The organism is Neobacillus sp. DY30 (assembly GCF_030123065.1).
Taxonomy (GTDB): Bacteria; Bacillota; Bacilli; order Bacillales; family Cytobacillaceae; genus Neobacillus.
The window spans coordinates 5,101,432-5,117,929 of the sequence record NZ_CP126093.1 but is presented as its reverse complement, the minus strand read 5'-3'; the positions used below and the strand labels follow the sequence as shown (position 1 = coordinate 5,117,929).

Here is a 16,498-nt window from a genome sequence, read left to right as displayed (position 1 = left end):
CTTCACCGTCAGACCCGTAAGCAGCTGTCGGGGCTGAACAAGGCGCTTCCGCTTTTCTAATGAAATGGAGGAATACGACGATGGCGAAAAAGATGCCGGAAATCGGTGATTATAAATACGGTTTTGCCGATAAGGACGTTTCCATATTCCGATCAAAACGTGGTCTAACAAGTGAAATTGTTGAAGAAATTTCAAAGCTTAAAAATGAACCACAATGGATGCTTGATTTCCGTTTAAAATCACTTGAGCATTTTTATAAAATGCCAATGCCTCAATGGGGCGGCGATTTAGGTTCATTGAATTTTGACGAAATCACTTATTATGTAAAACCATCTGAGAAATCGGAAAAATCATGGGATGAAGTTCCAGAAGAAATTAAAGCAACTTTTGACAAACTTGGAATTCCTGAAGCAGAGCAAAAGTACCTTGCGGGTGTATCTGCTCAATATGAATCCGAAGTTGTTTATCATAATATGAAGGAAGACCTAGAAGAACTAGGAATTGTCTTCAAAGATACAGATTCTGCTCTTAAAGAAAATGAAGATATTTTCCGTGAGCACTGGGCAAAGGTTATTCCACCAACGGATAATAAATTTGCTGCCTTGAATTCTGCTGTTTGGTCTGGCGGCTCATTCATTTATGTACCACCAGGTGTGAAAGTGGATACTCCATTACAGGCGTATTTCCGAATTAACTCTGAAAACATGGGTCAGTTTGAGCGTACGTTAATCATTGTAGATGAAGGCGCACATGTTCATTATGTTGAAGGATGTACAGCTCCTGTTTATACAACTAACTCACTTCACAGTGCAGTTGTTGAGATTATTATTAAAAAAGACGCTTATTGCCGTTATACAACGATTCAAAACTGGGCAAACAATGTCTTCAACTTAGTTACGAAGCGTGCAGTTTGCGAAGCTAATGCAACAATGGAATGGATTGATGGTAACATCGGTTCTAAATTAACGATGAAGTACCCAGCCGTTATTTTAAAAGGTGAGGGTGCACGTGGTATGACTTTATCGATTGCAATTGCAGGGAAAGGTCAGCACCAGGATGCAGGAGCAAAAATGATTCACTTAGCTCCAAACACATCTTCCACTATCGTGTCTAAATCCATTTCTAAGCATGGCGGTAAAGTAACGTACCGTGGTGTTGTTCACTTTGGACGTAAGGCGGATGGCGCTCGTGCAAATATCGAATGTGATACGTTAATTATGGATAATCAGTCAACTTCTGATACCATTCCATACAACGAAATCCTAAACGACAATATTTCACTTGAGCACGAAGCAAAGGTTTCAAAAGTATCTGAAGAACAGCTCTTCTACTTGATGAGCCGTGGTATCTCAGAACAAGAAGCTACAGAAATGATCGTAATGGGCTTCATTGAGCCGTTTACAAAAGAACTGCCAATGGAATACGCTGTTGAAATGAACCGTCTGATCAAGTTTGAAATGGAAGGTTCTATCGGATAATTAATACTCATCCGCTTGCCGATTTGGCAGGCGGTTTTTTAGCGTTATCTGGGGAAACACTGGCGGATAGCGAAGATTTACTCTGGGAAGCGGAGATTTACTCTCGGATCCCGAAAAATACTCTAGGGTAGCAGAAAATCAAATCTCGGGGTATGCTATTATCAGTAGGTGGAGGTGATTTAGGATGATTTACATTGGCGTAACAGGCTGGGGAGACCACGATAGTTTATATCCTGGGCAAGTGTCTCCACGTGATAAGTTAAAAGAGTATGCTGGTCATTTTCCAACAGTTGAAGTCGATAATGCTTTTTATGCAATCCAACCGAAGAGGAATGCTATTAAATGGGTGAATGATACTCCTTCCACGTTTCAGTTCATCGTGAAGGCTTACCAGGGGATGACTGGCCATCAGCGCGGAGAATCTCCATTCGCAACCAACCAAGTAATGTTCCAGGCTTTTAAAGAATCCCTTGAACCATACATAGAAGCAAACAAGCTAGCAATGGTCCTTTTTCAGTTCCCGCCTTGGTTCGATTGTAAGCGGGAAAATGTTGAATATTTACGTTGGTGCAAAAATGTTATGGGCGATTTACCCTGTGCACTTGAGTTCAGGCACCAATCATGGTTCAAACCCCGTTTTCGCCAGCACACACTAGATTTTATGAGAGAGGAAAAATGGATACATAGTATTTGTGATGAACCCCAATCAGGAGAGGGCTCTATTCCAGCCATATTAGAGGCAATTGATCCTGAAAAACTTCTCATACGATTCCATGGACGAAACTTTCATGGATGGCAAAAACGCCAAGCTGAAAATTGGCGTGAGGTTCGTTACCTCTATCGTTATAATCAGCAAGAACTCCAAGAATGGGCAAATATTATCAAAAAATTAGCTAAGGAATCTGCTAATGTCTATGTTCTCTTTAACAACAATTCTGGCGGGTATGCAGCTGATAACGCAAAAGAAATGATTGACCTTTTAAATATAATATATGAAGACCTCGCCCCTAGACAGCTAGATCTATTTTAAAAAAAGGAGAAAAAATATGGAGTGGATTGTTTTAATATTGATAGGGATAGCTGGCAGTTCTTTAGGCAGTTTGATTGGACTGGGCGGAGGAATCGTAATTGTTCCTTCCTTGCTATTTTTAGGCTCACTATCACTGTCTGCGTTTGGTTATATTTCGCCACAGACAGCCGTAGGTACCTCCCTTTTTACCATGATTTTTACCGGGCTTTCCTCAACGTTAGCTTATATGAAGCATAAGACGGTAGATTATAAAAGTGGATTAATTTTTTTGATTGGAAGTGGCCCTGGGAGCATTCTTGGCGCATGGGTTACTGAGATTTTAGATTTAAAATCATTCAATCTATTTTTTGGCATTTTTATTTTATTTGTTTCGTTTGTACTGCTCCTAAAAGATAAATTAAAGCCTGTTCCTTATCAAAAAGATAGGGGGATTGTCCGAACCTTTACAGATAACTCAGGAAAAACCTTTGAATATGGTTTTAATCCTTGGATGGGAGTCATTATTTCGTTTATTGTCGGCTTTTTATCAGGGATTCTAGGCGTTGGCGGTGGATCGTTAATGGTGCCGACCATGATTTTGTTCTTTTTCTTTCCTCCACATGTCGCAACAGCCACATCGATGTTTATGATCTTACCAACATCCATCCTTAGCTCGATTACCCATATTACGTTAGGGAATGTTGATTGGCTTTTAGCATTGGCATTAGTTCCTGGGGCCTGGATTGGAGCAAGGGTCGGTGTCTACCTAAACACAAGGCTAAAAAGCAAAACAATTGTTTTTTTACTGCGAACCATATTAATAATCGTCGGCATACGATTAATCTATCAAGGTATTATTAGTTAAAAAAGGATGCGAATCATGTATGGAATTCATTCACATATATCATACAAATGATGTTCATAGCCATTTAAAACGATGGCCGCGAATTCAGCATTTCTTAAATGTCCGCAGAACAAATCACAAAGAGGCTGAGGAAGAGTTTTTTCTATTTGATATAGGTGACTTTATTGACAGATGGCATCCACTTTCAGAGGGGACGAATGGGCAAGGGAATATAGAACTGCTAAATGAAGCCGGCTATACCGCTGTCACGATTGGGAACAATGAGGGGATAAACTTTCCTTATGAAGGCCTCAATCATTTGTATGACAACAGGAAATTTGATGTCCTGGTTGCTAACCTCTATAACACTAACAGGCAGCATCCCAAGTGGCTGTCTCCCTACAAAATATATCAGACCGAAAAAGGTACACGAATTGGTGTGTTTGGATTAACAGCTTATTATTCCCTGTTTTATGAGTTATTAGGCTGGCACCTTACCGAACCTCTTGAAGAGTTAAAAAAATGGATACAGCCGCTAAAGTCTCAATCTGATATCTTTATTTTACTATCTCATCTTGGTCTTGACCATGATGAACAAATTGCAAGGGAATTTCCGGAGATCGATATTATTCTTGGGGGACACTCCCACCATACCCTTCCGGACGGAAAGCTAGTGGGGCAGACATTGCTTGCGGGTGCTGGTAAGCATGGAAGATATGTAGGGCATGTATCTCTTCAAGTTGATGAGAGAAAAATAATCAGCAAACAAGCCTTATTATATAATGTGATGGAACTTCCTACAATTCCAAATGAGAGGGTGAATTCCAAGGAGCTATATCGTAAAGGTAAGAAATTGTTAAATCAAAAAATTACAACCCTTCAAAATGAATATTCTCATGATCCTTTCCAAGAAACGGAGCTTTCGAAGCTCCTATGCGAAGCAATAAGAGAATGGTGCAAAGCGGATTGTGCCTTTATTAATGGCGGTCTGATTTTAGGTCCTTTATCAGGTAAAGTGTCATTGTATGATTTGCTTTTAATATGTCCACACCCGATAAATCCATGTAAAATTCAACTAACAGGGATTGAATTAAAAAGGGTATTACTTGAAACAAGGGAAGAGGACTGGGCACAGAAGCATGTAGTCGGGCTTGGTTTTAGGGGGACTGTGATGGGAGTAAGTATATATGACGGGATAACTTTTAAAGAGAACAACGAAATTTATATCAATGGCATTCACTTAGATTTAAACAAGCTCTATACGCTTGCGCTCCCAGATATGTTTACCTTTGGACATTTTTTTAAGGACGTTTTTCCACAGAAGAAAAAGGAATATTTTCTTCCTGAATTTTTACGGGATATCTTAAAATGGAAATTAGAAAAAAAGTAGTCCTAAAATGGATACACGCATCCTCTTGCACTTTCATAATTTGTTAGTGAGGAAGGGAGTGTGTAAATTGATTGAGTTAACACCGGTAGAGATTAATGGTCATACGTTCTTGGCTGTTACTGTCTTGTTACCAAAAACTACACTGCTCTCAATAAGCAATGATAAGGGCTATATTATGTGCGGTGCTCTAGATGTTGGGTTATTAAACGAAAAGTTAAAGGACCGCAAAATCATTGCCGCAAGAGCAGTGGGGGTAAGGACCATTGAACAGCTCCTAAATGCTCCTATGGAGTCGGTTACAGCTGAGGCAGAAGCAATCGGTATTACAAAAGGAATGCTCGGAAAAGACGCCTTGTTGAAAATGGTATAAAAAGCCTGCATACGTGCGGGCTTTTTCTTATGGTGCAGCTAGTATAAATTTATAGGCTAGTTCACCCCTTTCCTGCATACATATAACATGTAAGGGGGGATTATATTTGGCTAAATTCCGTGTCCGTCACCGAAAACGGGGACCGTTACCTTTCCGATATGTGTTGTTATTATCGTTTGTATTTTTTTTATTGTCTACTGCAATGGGAATATGGCTGGTCAACAAGGGGATTGAGCCTTCCTTAATGAGATATGCGGAATCTAAGACAAAACAAATTGCCTCACAGGTTATTAATAAGGCCATTAATAAAAAAACAGTTGAAGTAGGAGATGTTATTGCAATCGAAGCTGGTCAAAATGGTGCACAGCCAAGTGCAAGTCTAAAAACGGAAGTCATAAATCAGAAATTATCTGAAATCACGAATGAAATACAGAAAAACTTAAATGCAGCAGAAAAAGGAGACCTTGATTCACTAGAGAAATTAACAGATGTCGATATTGAGGTAAATACAGAAAGACAGGATGGGATTGTTTGGAATGTTCCTCTTGGTCAAGCCACAAACATGGCATTATTAGGAAACTTGGGTCCTAAAATACCTGTTCGATTCCATGCAATCGGTGAAGTACGCCCAGATGTGAAAATTAATCCAAAACCTATGGGGATCAATAATACATGGATTGATGTAGCAATCCATCTAGAGGTTTCAGTGCAAATTATTACCCCGTTTAAAACAGAGATAACAAAATTAGAGCAGAATATTCCAGTAGGCGGAAGACTCATTCAAGGTGATGTACCACAATTTTATAATAATGGCGGAAATGGTGTTACACCATCTATTCAAATACCTTCTCCTCAAAATTAAAAGGACTGTCAGCCGGACAGTCCTATTTTTTCTTTGATTTTAATGCCTGTCTTTCTTGTTGTTTCCATAATCGTAAATGTGGGGTTGGGTCAAAAGACCATTCGGTATAACCGTTATCCTTATACATTCCATAGTGCAAATGCGGCGGGAATTTTCCAGATGTTCCTGGAGGTCCGTATCCTGAACTGCCAACACCGCCAATTAAGGTTCCTGGTTCAACCACTTGGCCAACTTTTAAATCTTTAGCAAAACCGCTAAGATGAGCAAAATAATGATACGTATTATTAATATCACGAATTCCAACTCTCCAGCCGCCGAACTTATTCCAGCCCTTCATTTCTATTATGCCATAGTTTGTGGCACGGACAGGGACACCATACCCTGCAAAAATATCGGTTCCTTCATGAATTCTTCGGCCGCCCCAGCCCCTTGCGTCTCCCCATGTACTGCGATAACTGTGATTGCTCCGCAATGGAAGCGGGAATACATGAGAATCTAAATCTAACCTGCCATAATGGTGGTACATTTTAGCCTTTCCAACGATAATGCCGACGGTTTTGTCACGATGATAATAATTCCATAATCCAATTTTAATATTATCATCGTCTATTCCATATGAGAGAAGATAATTGGCAAAAGTATACAAGACATCCTCATCACTCTTTAAACTAGCTTTACCATCTCCATCACCATCGACGCCCATTCCGTTGAAAAATTGGATAATTGCTGGGTTTTCTTCTTCAGGATTTGGATTTATAGGTCCAGCCCATTTCTGTGGAGTAAAATAAATGCCAATTACACTTTCCGGCTTTGGTAAATCTTTGCGTACCTGCCGTATAGACCTTTCATACTGGTCCACGGCCGCTAGGTAATACCATGGAATTAATGTTACGGTTTCAACTTTTTTATAAAGCTTCATTCTTTCCTGATACTCATCCGGACCTTTAGCATGAGCATCCCTGAGAGAAAAGCTCATAAATAAGAGGATTGTTCCAATTATCAGAAATGCCCGCACAGGAATCCTCCTTCCGATTATTGTACGCTTATAGTTTATGAATTCTAGGCTATTTCATTATGGACAATAATTGGAAAATGGGACCTTATGGAGTTGTCTGCTTGTTGTTGTTACAAAAAGTATGGTAAAGTGACTAGGAGCAAACTCATTTATAGGGGTGGAAACAGTGAGCAGGAATAGTGATTACCTAAGAAAACCGGAATGGTTAAAAATAAAATTAAATACGAATGAACATTATACTGGCTTAAAAAAAATGATGCGCGAGAAAAATCTACATACGGTATGTGAAGAAGCACGCTGCCCTAATATCCACGAATGCTGGGCTGAGAGAAGAACGGCTACCTTCATGATTCTTGGTGATACATGTACACGTGCCTGTCGATTCTGTGCCGTTAAAACAGGATTGCCAACAGAGTTAGATCTGGCTGAACCGGAACGAGTAGCAGACTCTGTTCAATTAATGAACTTAAAACATGTTGTAGTAACAGCAGTAGCTAGGGATGATTTAAAAGATGGCGGAGCTGCTGTGTTTGCAGAAACCATTAGAGCGATAAGAAGAAAGAATCCTTTTACAAGCATTGAAGTTCTTCCGTCAGATATGGGTGGAAAAGAAGAAAATTTAGCTTTGTTAATGGACGCAAAACCTGACATCTTGAATCATAACATCGAAACGGTTAAACGATTAACACCAAGAGTTAGAGCACGTGCAAAGTATGACCGTTCATTAGAGTTTTTACGCAGAGCGAAAGAAATGCAGCCGACTATCCCAACAAAGTCCAGCTTAATGGTTGGCTTGGGTGAAACAAAAGAAGAAATCATTGAGGTTATGGATGACCTAAGGGCAAATCATGTAGATATTATGACAATTGGACAATATTTACAACCGTCTAAGAGCCATCTAAAGGTTGAAAAATATTACCGTCCAGAGGAATTTGCAGAATTACGAGAAATTGCATTGTCTAAAGGGTTTAGTCACTGTGAAGCAGGTCCATTAGTCCGTTCCTCCTACCATGCAGATGAACAAGTTAATGCGGCTGCAAAACATAAACAATTGCTTGGGGAAGCAGAAGTCCAACAAGCTTAAAAAATGAATAGCGGAAGCCCCTACGTACTTCCGCTAGACAATAAAAAGAGTTCAGTCCACTTGGGCTGAACTCTTTTTGTTAACGGGTTGTATTCATATTATCATCAGCGGTCGCCCCGTTTTCGTCCTCACTATCGCTCATACGATTACCTTGCGGTGATTTCTTCATTTGTTTAATTAAACCATTGACTAAATTTCTGGCATTGTGACTAGTGGAATCAAGATTCGCCAAGTTTTCCACATCACGCATTAATCGTGTATTGTCTGAAACATATACATGATAGTATCTAGGGACAACTGACATAGCCGTTCTCTTTACTTGGTCAGCCGTCCGGTTACGGTCTTTAGAATCTGTATCATAGGAAACGAGAACTTCCTGATCCGTTACAAGAGTGGCAACATCATCAACATTCGGTATGTCTGTGCTTAGCTGACTAATAATATTAGCAACTTGTTCACGGTCTATACCTGCATAGTGCTTCATTCCGCCACGGTCACCTTGTATGGGGCTCCTTTGATGACGGACAAAGCCATAATCATCACTCACATTTCTGACACCCTGGCCGCCGCCTTCATTATAGAGCTCTTCTCGTTTGTTATTGACATTTATGGTATCTCCGCTTTCTTTATACACATCACGATTGGCCATATCCCTTGAGCAGCCAGCTGCTGTTAGAAGTAAACAAAAAACAATCATCATTGACCATTTTTTCACTGAAAGCACCTCCTTTTTATAGAATAGCCAAATAACTTATTTTTTTTCTTAGTAATTGATGGTGAATCGGTTATAATGAAAGATAGATTTTACTGGTAAAATTTGAGGTGATAACATGATCAATATAAACGGCGCCACGTATGAAATCGTGCAGGAACATAGAGATGCCTTTAATGAGGAGGCTCTAAAAGCGAGATACAGTGATATATTATCCAGATATGATTATATTGTCGGTGATTGGGGTTATGGTCAGCTACGACTTAAGGGCTTTTTTGAAGATCAAAATCAAAAAGCTACATTTGATACCAAAATTAGTACATTAAGTGAATATTTATATGAATACTGTAATTTTGGCTGTGCTTATTTTGTGTTGAAAAAAGTTAAAAAATAAAAAAAGGCTGGCCAAAGCGGCAAGCCTTTTTATGTGCTCTCTTCATGCTTAGCGCTGGTTAATGTGCTGAGCTTTTAATGCGTGTAGGGCGGTTGTTCCTCTTGATTAGGGTCGTCATGTACCGGATGAGCCCCTTCCATCTGACGAGGAATATCCTGATGAAAGGTTTTGTTCTCATAATTAAAGTTGCTATAATAACGCTGCCCTTCATGCCAAGGGGTGCTTTTATTTTGAACCGGTTTATCTTTACGAATTGGAGATCCAAATGGACCATCTGGGAACTCCTCTGCGGTTAGAAAGTTCTCTCGTTTTTCAACATTAGAAAGGTCAAAATAGCTTCTTGATTTTTTTTCTGGCATGTCATCACTCACTCCTTTTACTAATCTAGCTGCAGCGCCTAGGGGCTCGGGGTCATAAGCCAATCCGTCAAGAAGGTTAAAGAGCAACCTTCCTGCCGGCTCGTCTTATGCCTGTCGCCCCTGTTCGAGGCGCTTCCGCCTTTTTTATTAGTATGTAAAAAGGAATTATATTAATTCTAACAAAAAGGAACGTAACTCTTCGGCATCCTCTTCGTTTAATTGGAAAGCGTATTCTAAATACCCTTCCTCTTGCAAGTCATCCTCACCTATAATGGCAAAGCGATTTCCTTGTAAATCGAGTACAAGGTGTTTCCCGTAATGACGATCGGTTTTAACAATGGCTAAATCAAACCGCTGGTTGTCGCCAACAAAACTTACAAACCGTGTTTTTGTATCTTCTGTATCATCATATAAGAAAAAACGTTCTTTCATGAAATATGCTCCTTTAGTTGATTTCTGCTTCCTCTTTATATTACCAAATAAACAGGAAATGGGGGAATTTTGACGTTAATAGAATATTTGTAAAAATTTACTGAAAGAAAAAACGGTTTCTGTCAAATTGTGTTACAATATAATTATTATTGTCGTATGTGTTACTGAGAGGGATGGAGTTAATGGGCTGTCGTTACATCAAAAAAGTTAAGAATGTAATGCAATGGGGAAAGCTTATTTTACCTCTTTCATCCATACGCTATTACCCGCCTCAATTTACCTTGCGTAATCCTTTAATGGAAGGGGTAAAGAACGCTATAGGTGCTGGCCATGAGGTAGCGGTAATTGTTTTTAAATTAAGTAACTTACATGATTTAATTGAACAGGCAGACTCCCAACAGCATTCTAAATTGCTGACAAAAATGAAGAAACTATTTCAAACCGTTGTGGAACAAACGGTAAACCCAAAGGAGTTAATTACCCTGCATGATTATTATGGTGAAGGCGTTACACTGTTAATTACCGTAGATCATGAAAGACATTCCATTTCGAATATTGATATCCTGTTGGAAACAATAACAAATGAAGTATCGGAGAGTTACTTTAAGCAGTATTCTACTTCCTATCCAATTTTTGATGTTGGGTATATGTTTATTGATAAATATGATTTTTCTATCCAAGATTCTATATATAGGGCACATAGACAAGCTATTAGTATGGCAGAAAAGAGAGAGCAGCTGCATATCAATGAAATGCTTTTTGCTATAAACAAAATTATTACAAAGAGGTCTATTACCTTGTTAGCACAGCCCATTTTTGATGTAGCCACAAAGGAGGTTCGTGCCTGGGAACTGCTTACTCGCGGCCCTAAAGGGACGGCTTTAGAAGCTCCTTTACAGCTTTTCTCTGTTGCAAGACAAACCGGCAGATTGTACGAATTAGAAATGATAGTTTTAGAAAAAATCCTTCAGCAAGTTAAAGCATCTCGGTGCCGTCAAGATATATTTGTTAATTGTACTCCTTTAACGCTGGGGAATATTAGATTTACAAGTGATTTAAAGAAGCTGCTTCAAAAATATAGGGGAATATCTCCTAAAAAAATTACGTTTGAGGTCACAGAACGTGATTCAATTGAGGGTTTGAAGAACTTTACGTTTAATATTAATGTATTGCGACTAATGGGATTTAAGATAGCTGTTGATGATACAGGAGCGGGTTATGCAAGCTTAAATACCATAAGCGAATTGATGCCAGACATTATAAAGATTGATCGTTCCGTGATAGAAAATATTGATAAAAACTCTGTAAAAGAGTCAATGTTAAAGGGATTGCTTCTTGTTGCGAAGGAGGCAGGATCTTTATTGGTGGCAGAAGGCATTGAAAACCAAGAGGAAGCATCCGTATTAACCAGAAATAATGTTGATTTAGTACAGGGTAATTTCTATGCCCGTCCCGCTAGGTTTTTTGATGATGTGGCAACATAAGTGACTATTTATGAGGAAGTGGATGAAATGTATTTTGTAGACCGCGAAAAGTTGGAGGCTACATTGGTGTTTCTAGAAAAGCAGATCAGACTATTTTCTAATCAGGGTCAATGGTTAACACCGATAGAAAAAGCAGCATTAGAACGGATTACACATCTGATGATTGAATCTGTGTTAGATGTGGGGAATGCCATGATAGACGGCTTTATAATGAGAGACCCTGGCAGTTATGAAGATATCATTGAGATATTAATCGATGAAAAGGTTGTTTCCGAAGAAACCGGAAAGAGTTTAAAAACACTTGTCCACTATCGAAAGGTACTGGTTCAATTGTATACAGAGATTGATCATAGCGAACTTTTAAATCAGTTCTCCAGCAAAATGAAAGATTTAGCTTTATTTCCAAAGAATGTCCGAGACTATCTTGAGAATGAACTTGGTCCAGTAACCGCTTTTGTATAATTTATCACTGACCGCGTTTGCGGTCCTTTTTATTAATCGGATATGATACATGTGGGAGTGATCAACATGAAAAAGTATAAAGGTTATTTAATTGACCTTGATGGAACGATGTATAGAGGATCAGAAAAAATTGAAGCAGCAGGAAATTTTGTGAAAAAATTAAGGGAAAAGGGTATTCCTTATTTATTCGTAACTAATAATTCATCACGGACACCTGTGCAAGTTGCTCAAAAACTAAATAATTTTGATATTCCAGCAGAAGAGAATCTTGTTTTTACAACGAGTCAGGCAACAGCGAATTATATTTATAGCGAAAAGCAGGATGCTTCCGTTTATGTAATCGGTGAGGAAGGTCTTCGCAAGGCTATCGAAGAAAAGAAATTCAGATTCGCCACAGAGAATGCCGATTATGTTGTCATTGGGATTGACCGTGAGATTAGCTATGAAAAATTAGCAGTAGCATGCCTGGCTGTCCGTAATGGCGCTTCCTTTATCTCTACAAACGGGGACATTGCGATCCCAACAGAAAGAGGCTTAGTGCCTGGAAATGGTTCGTTAACCTCTGTCATTGCCGTTTCAACACAAACGAAGCCAACTTTTATTGGAAAACCTGAATCCATCATCATGGAGCAGGCGTTAAAGGTTTTGGGTACTTCTAAAGAAGAAACACTCATGGTGGGCGATTATTATGATACGGATATCTTAGCGGGAATAAATGCAGGACTTGATACACTATTAGTGCACACGGGTGTGACTACTAAGGAATTACTTGCTGGCTACGACCGTAAACCTACTTATTCCATCGATTCATTGGATCAATGGGAGCCGTAAGAAAAGGATGGATTACCTCTCCATCCTTTTCTTATTGTCTTTATTCCACATGCGCAGCTCGGTGAGCAAGTCTGCTTGAGGCGGCAGCTGCGATTGCACCGACAATGTCATCTAAAAATGTATGGCATTCTCCTGTTGACTTATCATTTAAACGGGCTAATATTCCAGGCTTTTGTTTATCGATATAGCCATAATTGGTAAAGCCGATGGACCCGTAAACATTAACAATAGATAGTGCTAAAATTTCATCGACACCATAAAGACTTTCATCTGTTTTAATAATGGATTGGATCGGTTCTTCAAGCATGTTTTTCTCTGCTAACATATCTAGTTGAATTCCTGTTATGATGGCATTTTGAACCTCACGTTTTGATATAACGCGTTCCACATTTGCAATACAGTCTTCCATTTTTAAGTCATCATGGTATTTTTCTTGTAAGAAAAAGACTAAATCAGCGATATCTTGAATTTCAACGCCTCTTTCTTTAATCCATCTTCGTGCTGTTTCTTCTGTTAAATCCATTTTTTTATCTTCTGCCATCCATTTATCACCTTTTCCTCGGAATTTTTTACTATTCTTAATTTTTACCATATGCTTGATGTTTTGAAAAGGAACGAATGAACCAACACCCTTCTTACAGATTACTCCTTTCACGTTTTTCTTATACTTTATTACGTAAGAAGACAACAAGTTTTTTGGGCTACTACATATATATGACATAAGAGTAGAAAAGAGAAGAGGTGTAAAGGTGCTTCAAAAATTACTTGAAAATAAATATGGAATACAAGTCGAGGAATATGTGAAATTAGATTCTTACGATGCGCTGAGAGGAAACGGCTGGTTTTATTTGGTTGAAAAATCTGACGGGAGGGAAGCCGAGGATATTAATGAATTGGAGAAAATTGCAGAACATTTAAGGAATAGTGGAGATTCTCATGTACCGGCATTTTTACAAACAATTGAGGGTGGATTTATTACATCATGGGAAGATCACCAATATTGTGTGCTGGCAAATAGACAAACAGATAAGCACGTAAAGGCAAAACTAGGGAGAAAGTTAGCTAAATTTCATGAGCGAGGTAAAACGATCCCATACAAGATTGAAAGGTCTAGCAGGATTGGACAATGGAAGCAATTATGGGAGAAGCGTCTGGATCAAATCGAAAAGGTATGGAGTGAACTGTTGTTCCAAACACCTGATGATGATTTTGAACGGATGTTTATTGAGTCATTTCCATACTATATTGGTTTAACCGAAAATGCCATTCAATACTTAGTGGATACGGAACTGGACGATGAGCCTGTAGAATCGGACAGCGGAACGGTGTGTCATGAGCGTTTTTCAAATGACTCTTGGGGAGCCGATTATTATATTAAAAACCCATTTGATTGGGTTTTTGATCATCGCAGCCGTGACCTTGCAGAATGGACGAGAGAGCGTTATTTTCAAAACACCCAAACCTATCAGATTGATGTAAGACAGTTTTTTGCCGAATATCAAAGTATTGCACCTTTATCCTCTTTTTCATGGCGGTTATTATTTTCCCGTTTAATATTTCCACTTCATTATTTCGAGTGTATTGAGAATTATTATATTACTCGGTCTGAGCAGGAAAAGAAGCTTTTGGAGGAAAGGTTAAGTAAGATGTTAAAGCAATCAATGGAGTATGAGCGATTTTTGGGCAACTTTTTTCATACTGTAGGTGCTCCATTAAAACCATTAAAGATTCCTCAATTAGACTGGCTGCCGATTAGGTAATATAAAAAAGCGATTGCTCTTTTTATCAGCAATCGCTTTTTGTGTTTATTAAAATACTTGTTCTACTTCAACAACCCCAGGAACTTCTTCTAAAAGTGCTCTTTCTATTCCTGCTTTAAGGGTAATCGTTGAGCTCGGGCAGCTTCCGCATGCACCTAGTAAACGAAGTTTAACAATACCATCCTCAACATCAACTAATTCACAATCTCCTCCATCGCGAAGAAGAAATGGACGCAATTTATCTAATACTTCCTGAACCTGCTCAAACATTTCTTGTTCTTGTACTTGTTCTGCCATATTTATCGTCTCCTTCCTACCTTATATTATAATGTCATTGAAGGGAAAAATCCATTCTCATGAAATGGGAATTCGCACATTTACAACCATATTCTTATGTTTAATAGTTTAAATGTTGTAAAATAAAAGAAAAAGGCAGGATTGATGGAATGACCACTTCTACAGTTGAAATTATCCTCTATGGTGCAGAACAATTATGTCCAAGCTGTGTAAATTTACCTTCCTCAAAGGAGACATTTGAATGGCTCGAGGCTGCAATTTCCAGAAAGTATCCTAATCAGCCATTCAAGATGACGTATGTTGATATTTATCAACCTCCTCAAGAACCAGAAAAAGAAGCTTTTGCGAAAAGAGTTATTGAAGAAGATTTGTTTTATCCTGTTGTGGTGATTAAAGATAAAATCGTAGGTGAAGGAAACCCGCGATTAAAAACGATTTTTAGTGAATTGGAAAAATATGGTTACAAAGCATAAGTGAAAAAGCATTCCTGTTGGAATGCTTTTTTGAAAATTATCCGTTATGGTATTTGTAAAGCCACAGAATCCCTGATTTCAACAGACGAGCAACACGTCCGGTTATAGCTCTGTCTGCCATCATCCCAAAACCATGTTTCTTACCAAGTGAACCAAGAACACCTTTTAATTTTATTGTTGGGAATTCAACTGGAGGCTCCTCACCGTTCCAGCGCTTCTTCAATACTTCCACCATTTGCTCTGCCTGACCTTCTGCTAATTGAGCGCTTGGGGCATGTGGAAGACTTGCGCAATCTCCTAGTGCAAAAACGTGCTCATCATTCGGTAAATGATGACGAGGCGTAATGATCAGTCTGCCGGAGCGGTCCGTTTCTTCTCCTAATTCGCGAACAATCTTATTAGCCTGGATACCAGCGGTCCAAACAATCACGTCACACGGGACAGGCTCATCATGGTTATAGAGTAAATTTTCTTCCACTTTCGTAATATTAGAGTTGTTGATGATTTCTACGTTATTCTTATGAAACCAATTTTCAACATATTTACTTAAGCGATCCGGAAAGGCAGGAAGTATGTGTTTACCACGGTCAAATAGTTTAATTTTTAAGTCGCCGCGGCTTTCGCTTAATTCACTGGCAAGTTCTACACCACTAAGACCAGCGCCTACGATGCCAACCACGGACCCAGGTCCTAAATTGTTTAATACTGAATAAGTACGACGAGATTTTTCGATGCTTTGAATGCTGTATGTGAATTGGTCAGCACCTGGTACACCATGGTATTTATCCTCGCAGCCTAGACCGATGATTAAATCATCATAGGAAATCGAAGCAGAATCTTTTAGCAGGACCTTTTTATTGTCTCTTTCAATTCCTGCAACTTCTCCATATATAATATCTAATTGAGGATGCGCAGGAAAGGCAACGCGCAGCTCCTTATCCGAAACAGTTCCTGCCGCCAAGGCATAGTATTCAGTTTTCAAGCAATGGTATGGAACGCGGTCAACAAGTGTTATTCTTACATCCTCAGGTAAATGGTTTGGCAGGAGTTCGCTCAATATCTTCATTCCGCCGTATCCTCCACCGAGAATAACTAGGTTTTTCATTTTTTATATCCCCTTTGTAAACCAGTAATCATGTCATAGTTTATGTTGAAATGATAGTAATATAGTCTTTAAATCCATTAAAAGTATAGCTGAATTATGACAAAATAACAACACGTATGGGAATTTTATTGACATTT

20 protein-coding genes are annotated in these 16,498 nt (G+C 38.9%); 13 read left to right on the top strand and 7 right to left on the bottom strand.

All coding sequences use genetic code 11. The annotated features are described in order from the left end of the window. Window positions 1-80 precede the first annotated feature (80 nt). From sufB to yunB, 6 genes are all read left to right on the top strand, one after another. A complete protein-coding gene (sufB, locus tag QNH29_RS25345) occupies window positions 81-1,478 on the top strand; it encodes a Fe-S cluster assembly protein SufB (RefSeq protein ID WP_192654302.1) in 1,398 nt (465 codons plus the stop codon). 184 nt (window positions 1,479-1,662) lie between these two features. Beyond that, window positions 1,663-2,508 (top strand): DUF72 domain-containing protein, encoded by an 846-nt coding sequence (locus QNH29_RS25340; protein WP_283862031.1) that lies wholly within the window; start codon window positions 1,663-1,665, stop codon window positions 2,506-2,508. 16 nt (window positions 2,509-2,524) lie between these two features. Further along, window positions 2,525-3,352: a sulfite exporter TauE/SafE family protein gene (locus QNH29_RS25335; RefSeq protein ID WP_283862030.1), complete on the top strand. Its 828-nt coding sequence runs from the start codon at window positions 2,525-2,527 to the stop codon at window positions 3,350-3,352. 19 nt (window positions 3,353-3,371) lie between these two features. Further along, window positions 3,372-4,721, top strand: coding sequence for a bifunctional metallophosphatase/5'-nucleotidase (locus tag QNH29_RS25330; protein WP_283862029.1), 1,350 nt, complete (start codon window positions 3,372-3,374; stop codon window positions 4,719-4,721). Between the two features lie 67 nt (window positions 4,722-4,788). Further along, window positions 4,789-5,091 (top strand): YunC family protein, encoded by a 303-nt coding sequence (locus QNH29_RS25325; RefSeq protein WP_283862028.1) that lies wholly within the window; start codon window positions 4,789-4,791, stop codon window positions 5,089-5,091. A gap of 106 nt (window positions 5,092-5,197) precedes the next feature. Further along, window positions 5,198-5,953, top strand: a complete 756-nt coding sequence (gene yunB / locus QNH29_RS25320; RefSeq protein ID WP_283862027.1) for a sporulation protein YunB — start codon at window positions 5,198-5,200, stop codon at window positions 5,951-5,953. A 22-nt stretch (window positions 5,954-5,975) separates the two neighbouring features. Here the strand turns inward: yunB and QNH29_RS25315 are convergent, their stop codons facing one another. Further along, complete coding sequence (locus tag QNH29_RS25315; RefSeq protein WP_283865742.1) at window positions 5,976-6,929, bottom strand: M23 family metallopeptidase; 954 nt, start codon at window positions 6,927-6,929, stop codon at window positions 5,976-5,978. A gap of 205 nt (window positions 6,930-7,134) precedes the next feature. Here QNH29_RS25315 and lipA point away from each other — a divergent pair, with 205 nt between their 5' ends. Next, on the top strand, window positions 7,135-8,052 hold the full coding sequence (gene lipA / locus QNH29_RS25310) for a lipoyl synthase (RefSeq protein ID WP_283862026.1): 918 nt from the start codon (window positions 7,135-7,137) through the stop codon (window positions 8,050-8,052). A 79-nt stretch (window positions 8,053-8,131) separates the two neighbouring features. Here lipA and QNH29_RS25305 read toward each other — a convergent pair whose 3' ends face one another. Further along, entirely contained in the window at window positions 8,132-8,767 is a 636-nt protein-coding gene (locus tag QNH29_RS25305) for a YhcN/YlaJ family sporulation lipoprotein (protein WP_283862025.1), read from the bottom strand. A gap of 115 nt (window positions 8,768-8,882) precedes the next feature. On the opposite strand from QNH29_RS25305, the gene QNH29_RS25300 reads away from it, so the two are divergent. Further along, the gene (locus QNH29_RS25300) at window positions 8,883-9,158 is read left to right on the top strand and encodes a YutD family protein (RefSeq protein WP_283862024.1); all 276 of its coding nucleotides are present in this window, start codon (window positions 8,883-8,885) and stop codon (window positions 9,156-9,158) included. A gap of 74 nt (window positions 9,159-9,232) precedes the next feature. Here the strand turns inward: QNH29_RS25300 and QNH29_RS25295 are convergent, their stop codons facing one another. Together QNH29_RS25295 and QNH29_RS25290 are read right to left on the bottom strand one after the other, a co-directional pair. Continuing rightward, window positions 9,233-9,517 (bottom strand): cytosolic protein, encoded by a 285-nt coding sequence (locus QNH29_RS25295; protein WP_283862023.1) that lies wholly within the window; start codon window positions 9,515-9,517, stop codon window positions 9,233-9,235. Between the two features lie 165 nt (window positions 9,518-9,682). Next, window positions 9,683-9,949 carry a DUF3055 domain-containing protein gene (locus QNH29_RS25290; RefSeq protein WP_283862022.1) on the bottom strand — a complete coding sequence of 89 codons (267 nt, stop codon included), beginning with the start codon at window positions 9,947-9,949 and terminating at the stop codon, window positions 9,683-9,685. A 182-nt stretch (window positions 9,950-10,131) separates the two neighbouring features. Here QNH29_RS25290 and QNH29_RS25285 point away from each other — a divergent pair, with 182 nt between their 5' ends. From QNH29_RS25285 to QNH29_RS25275, 3 genes are all read left to right on the top strand, one after another. Next, a complete protein-coding gene (locus QNH29_RS25285; RefSeq protein ID WP_283862021.1) occupies window positions 10,132-11,433 on the top strand; it encodes an EAL domain-containing protein in 1,302 nt (433 codons plus the stop codon). Between the two features lie 27 nt (window positions 11,434-11,460). Beyond that, entirely contained in the window at window positions 11,461-11,895 is a 435-nt protein-coding gene (locus QNH29_RS25280) for a DUF86 domain-containing protein (RefSeq protein ID WP_283865741.1), read from the top strand. A 66-nt stretch (window positions 11,896-11,961) separates the two neighbouring features. After that, window positions 11,962-12,726 carry a TIGR01457 family HAD-type hydrolase gene (locus tag QNH29_RS25275; RefSeq protein ID WP_283862020.1) on the top strand — a complete coding sequence of 255 codons (765 nt, stop codon included), beginning with the start codon at window positions 11,962-11,964 and terminating at the stop codon, window positions 12,724-12,726. Between the two features lie 40 nt (window positions 12,727-12,766). Here QNH29_RS25275 and QNH29_RS25270 read toward each other — a convergent pair whose 3' ends face one another. Next, entirely contained in the window at window positions 12,767-13,267 is a 501-nt protein-coding gene (locus QNH29_RS25270) for a phosphatidylglycerophosphatase A family protein (protein WP_283862019.1), read from the bottom strand. A 208-nt stretch (window positions 13,268-13,475) separates the two neighbouring features. On the opposite strand from QNH29_RS25270, the gene yutH reads away from it, so the two are divergent. Further along, window positions 13,476-14,486, top strand: coding sequence for a spore coat putative kinase YutH (gene yutH, locus QNH29_RS25265; RefSeq protein WP_283862018.1), 1,011 nt, complete (start codon window positions 13,476-13,478; stop codon window positions 14,484-14,486). A 48-nt stretch (window positions 14,487-14,534) separates the two neighbouring features. On the opposite strand, the gene QNH29_RS25260 is transcribed toward yutH, so the two are convergent. Further along, window positions 14,535-14,783 (bottom strand): NifU family protein, encoded by a 249-nt coding sequence (locus QNH29_RS25260; protein WP_283862017.1) that lies wholly within the window; start codon window positions 14,781-14,783, stop codon window positions 14,535-14,537. 149 nt (window positions 14,784-14,932) lie between these two features. Here QNH29_RS25260 and QNH29_RS25255 point away from each other — a divergent pair, with 149 nt between their 5' ends. Continuing rightward, window positions 14,933-15,256 (top strand): YuzD family protein, encoded by a 324-nt coding sequence (locus QNH29_RS25255; RefSeq protein ID WP_283862016.1) that lies wholly within the window; start codon window positions 14,933-14,935, stop codon window positions 15,254-15,256. A 37-nt stretch (window positions 15,257-15,293) separates the two neighbouring features. Here QNH29_RS25255 and QNH29_RS25250 read toward each other — a convergent pair whose 3' ends face one another. Then, window positions 15,294-16,361 carry an NAD(P)/FAD-dependent oxidoreductase gene (locus QNH29_RS25250; protein ID WP_283862015.1) on the bottom strand — a complete coding sequence of 356 codons (1,068 nt, stop codon included), beginning with the start codon at window positions 16,359-16,361 and terminating at the stop codon, window positions 15,294-15,296. Window positions 16,362-16,498 lie beyond the last annotated feature (137 nt).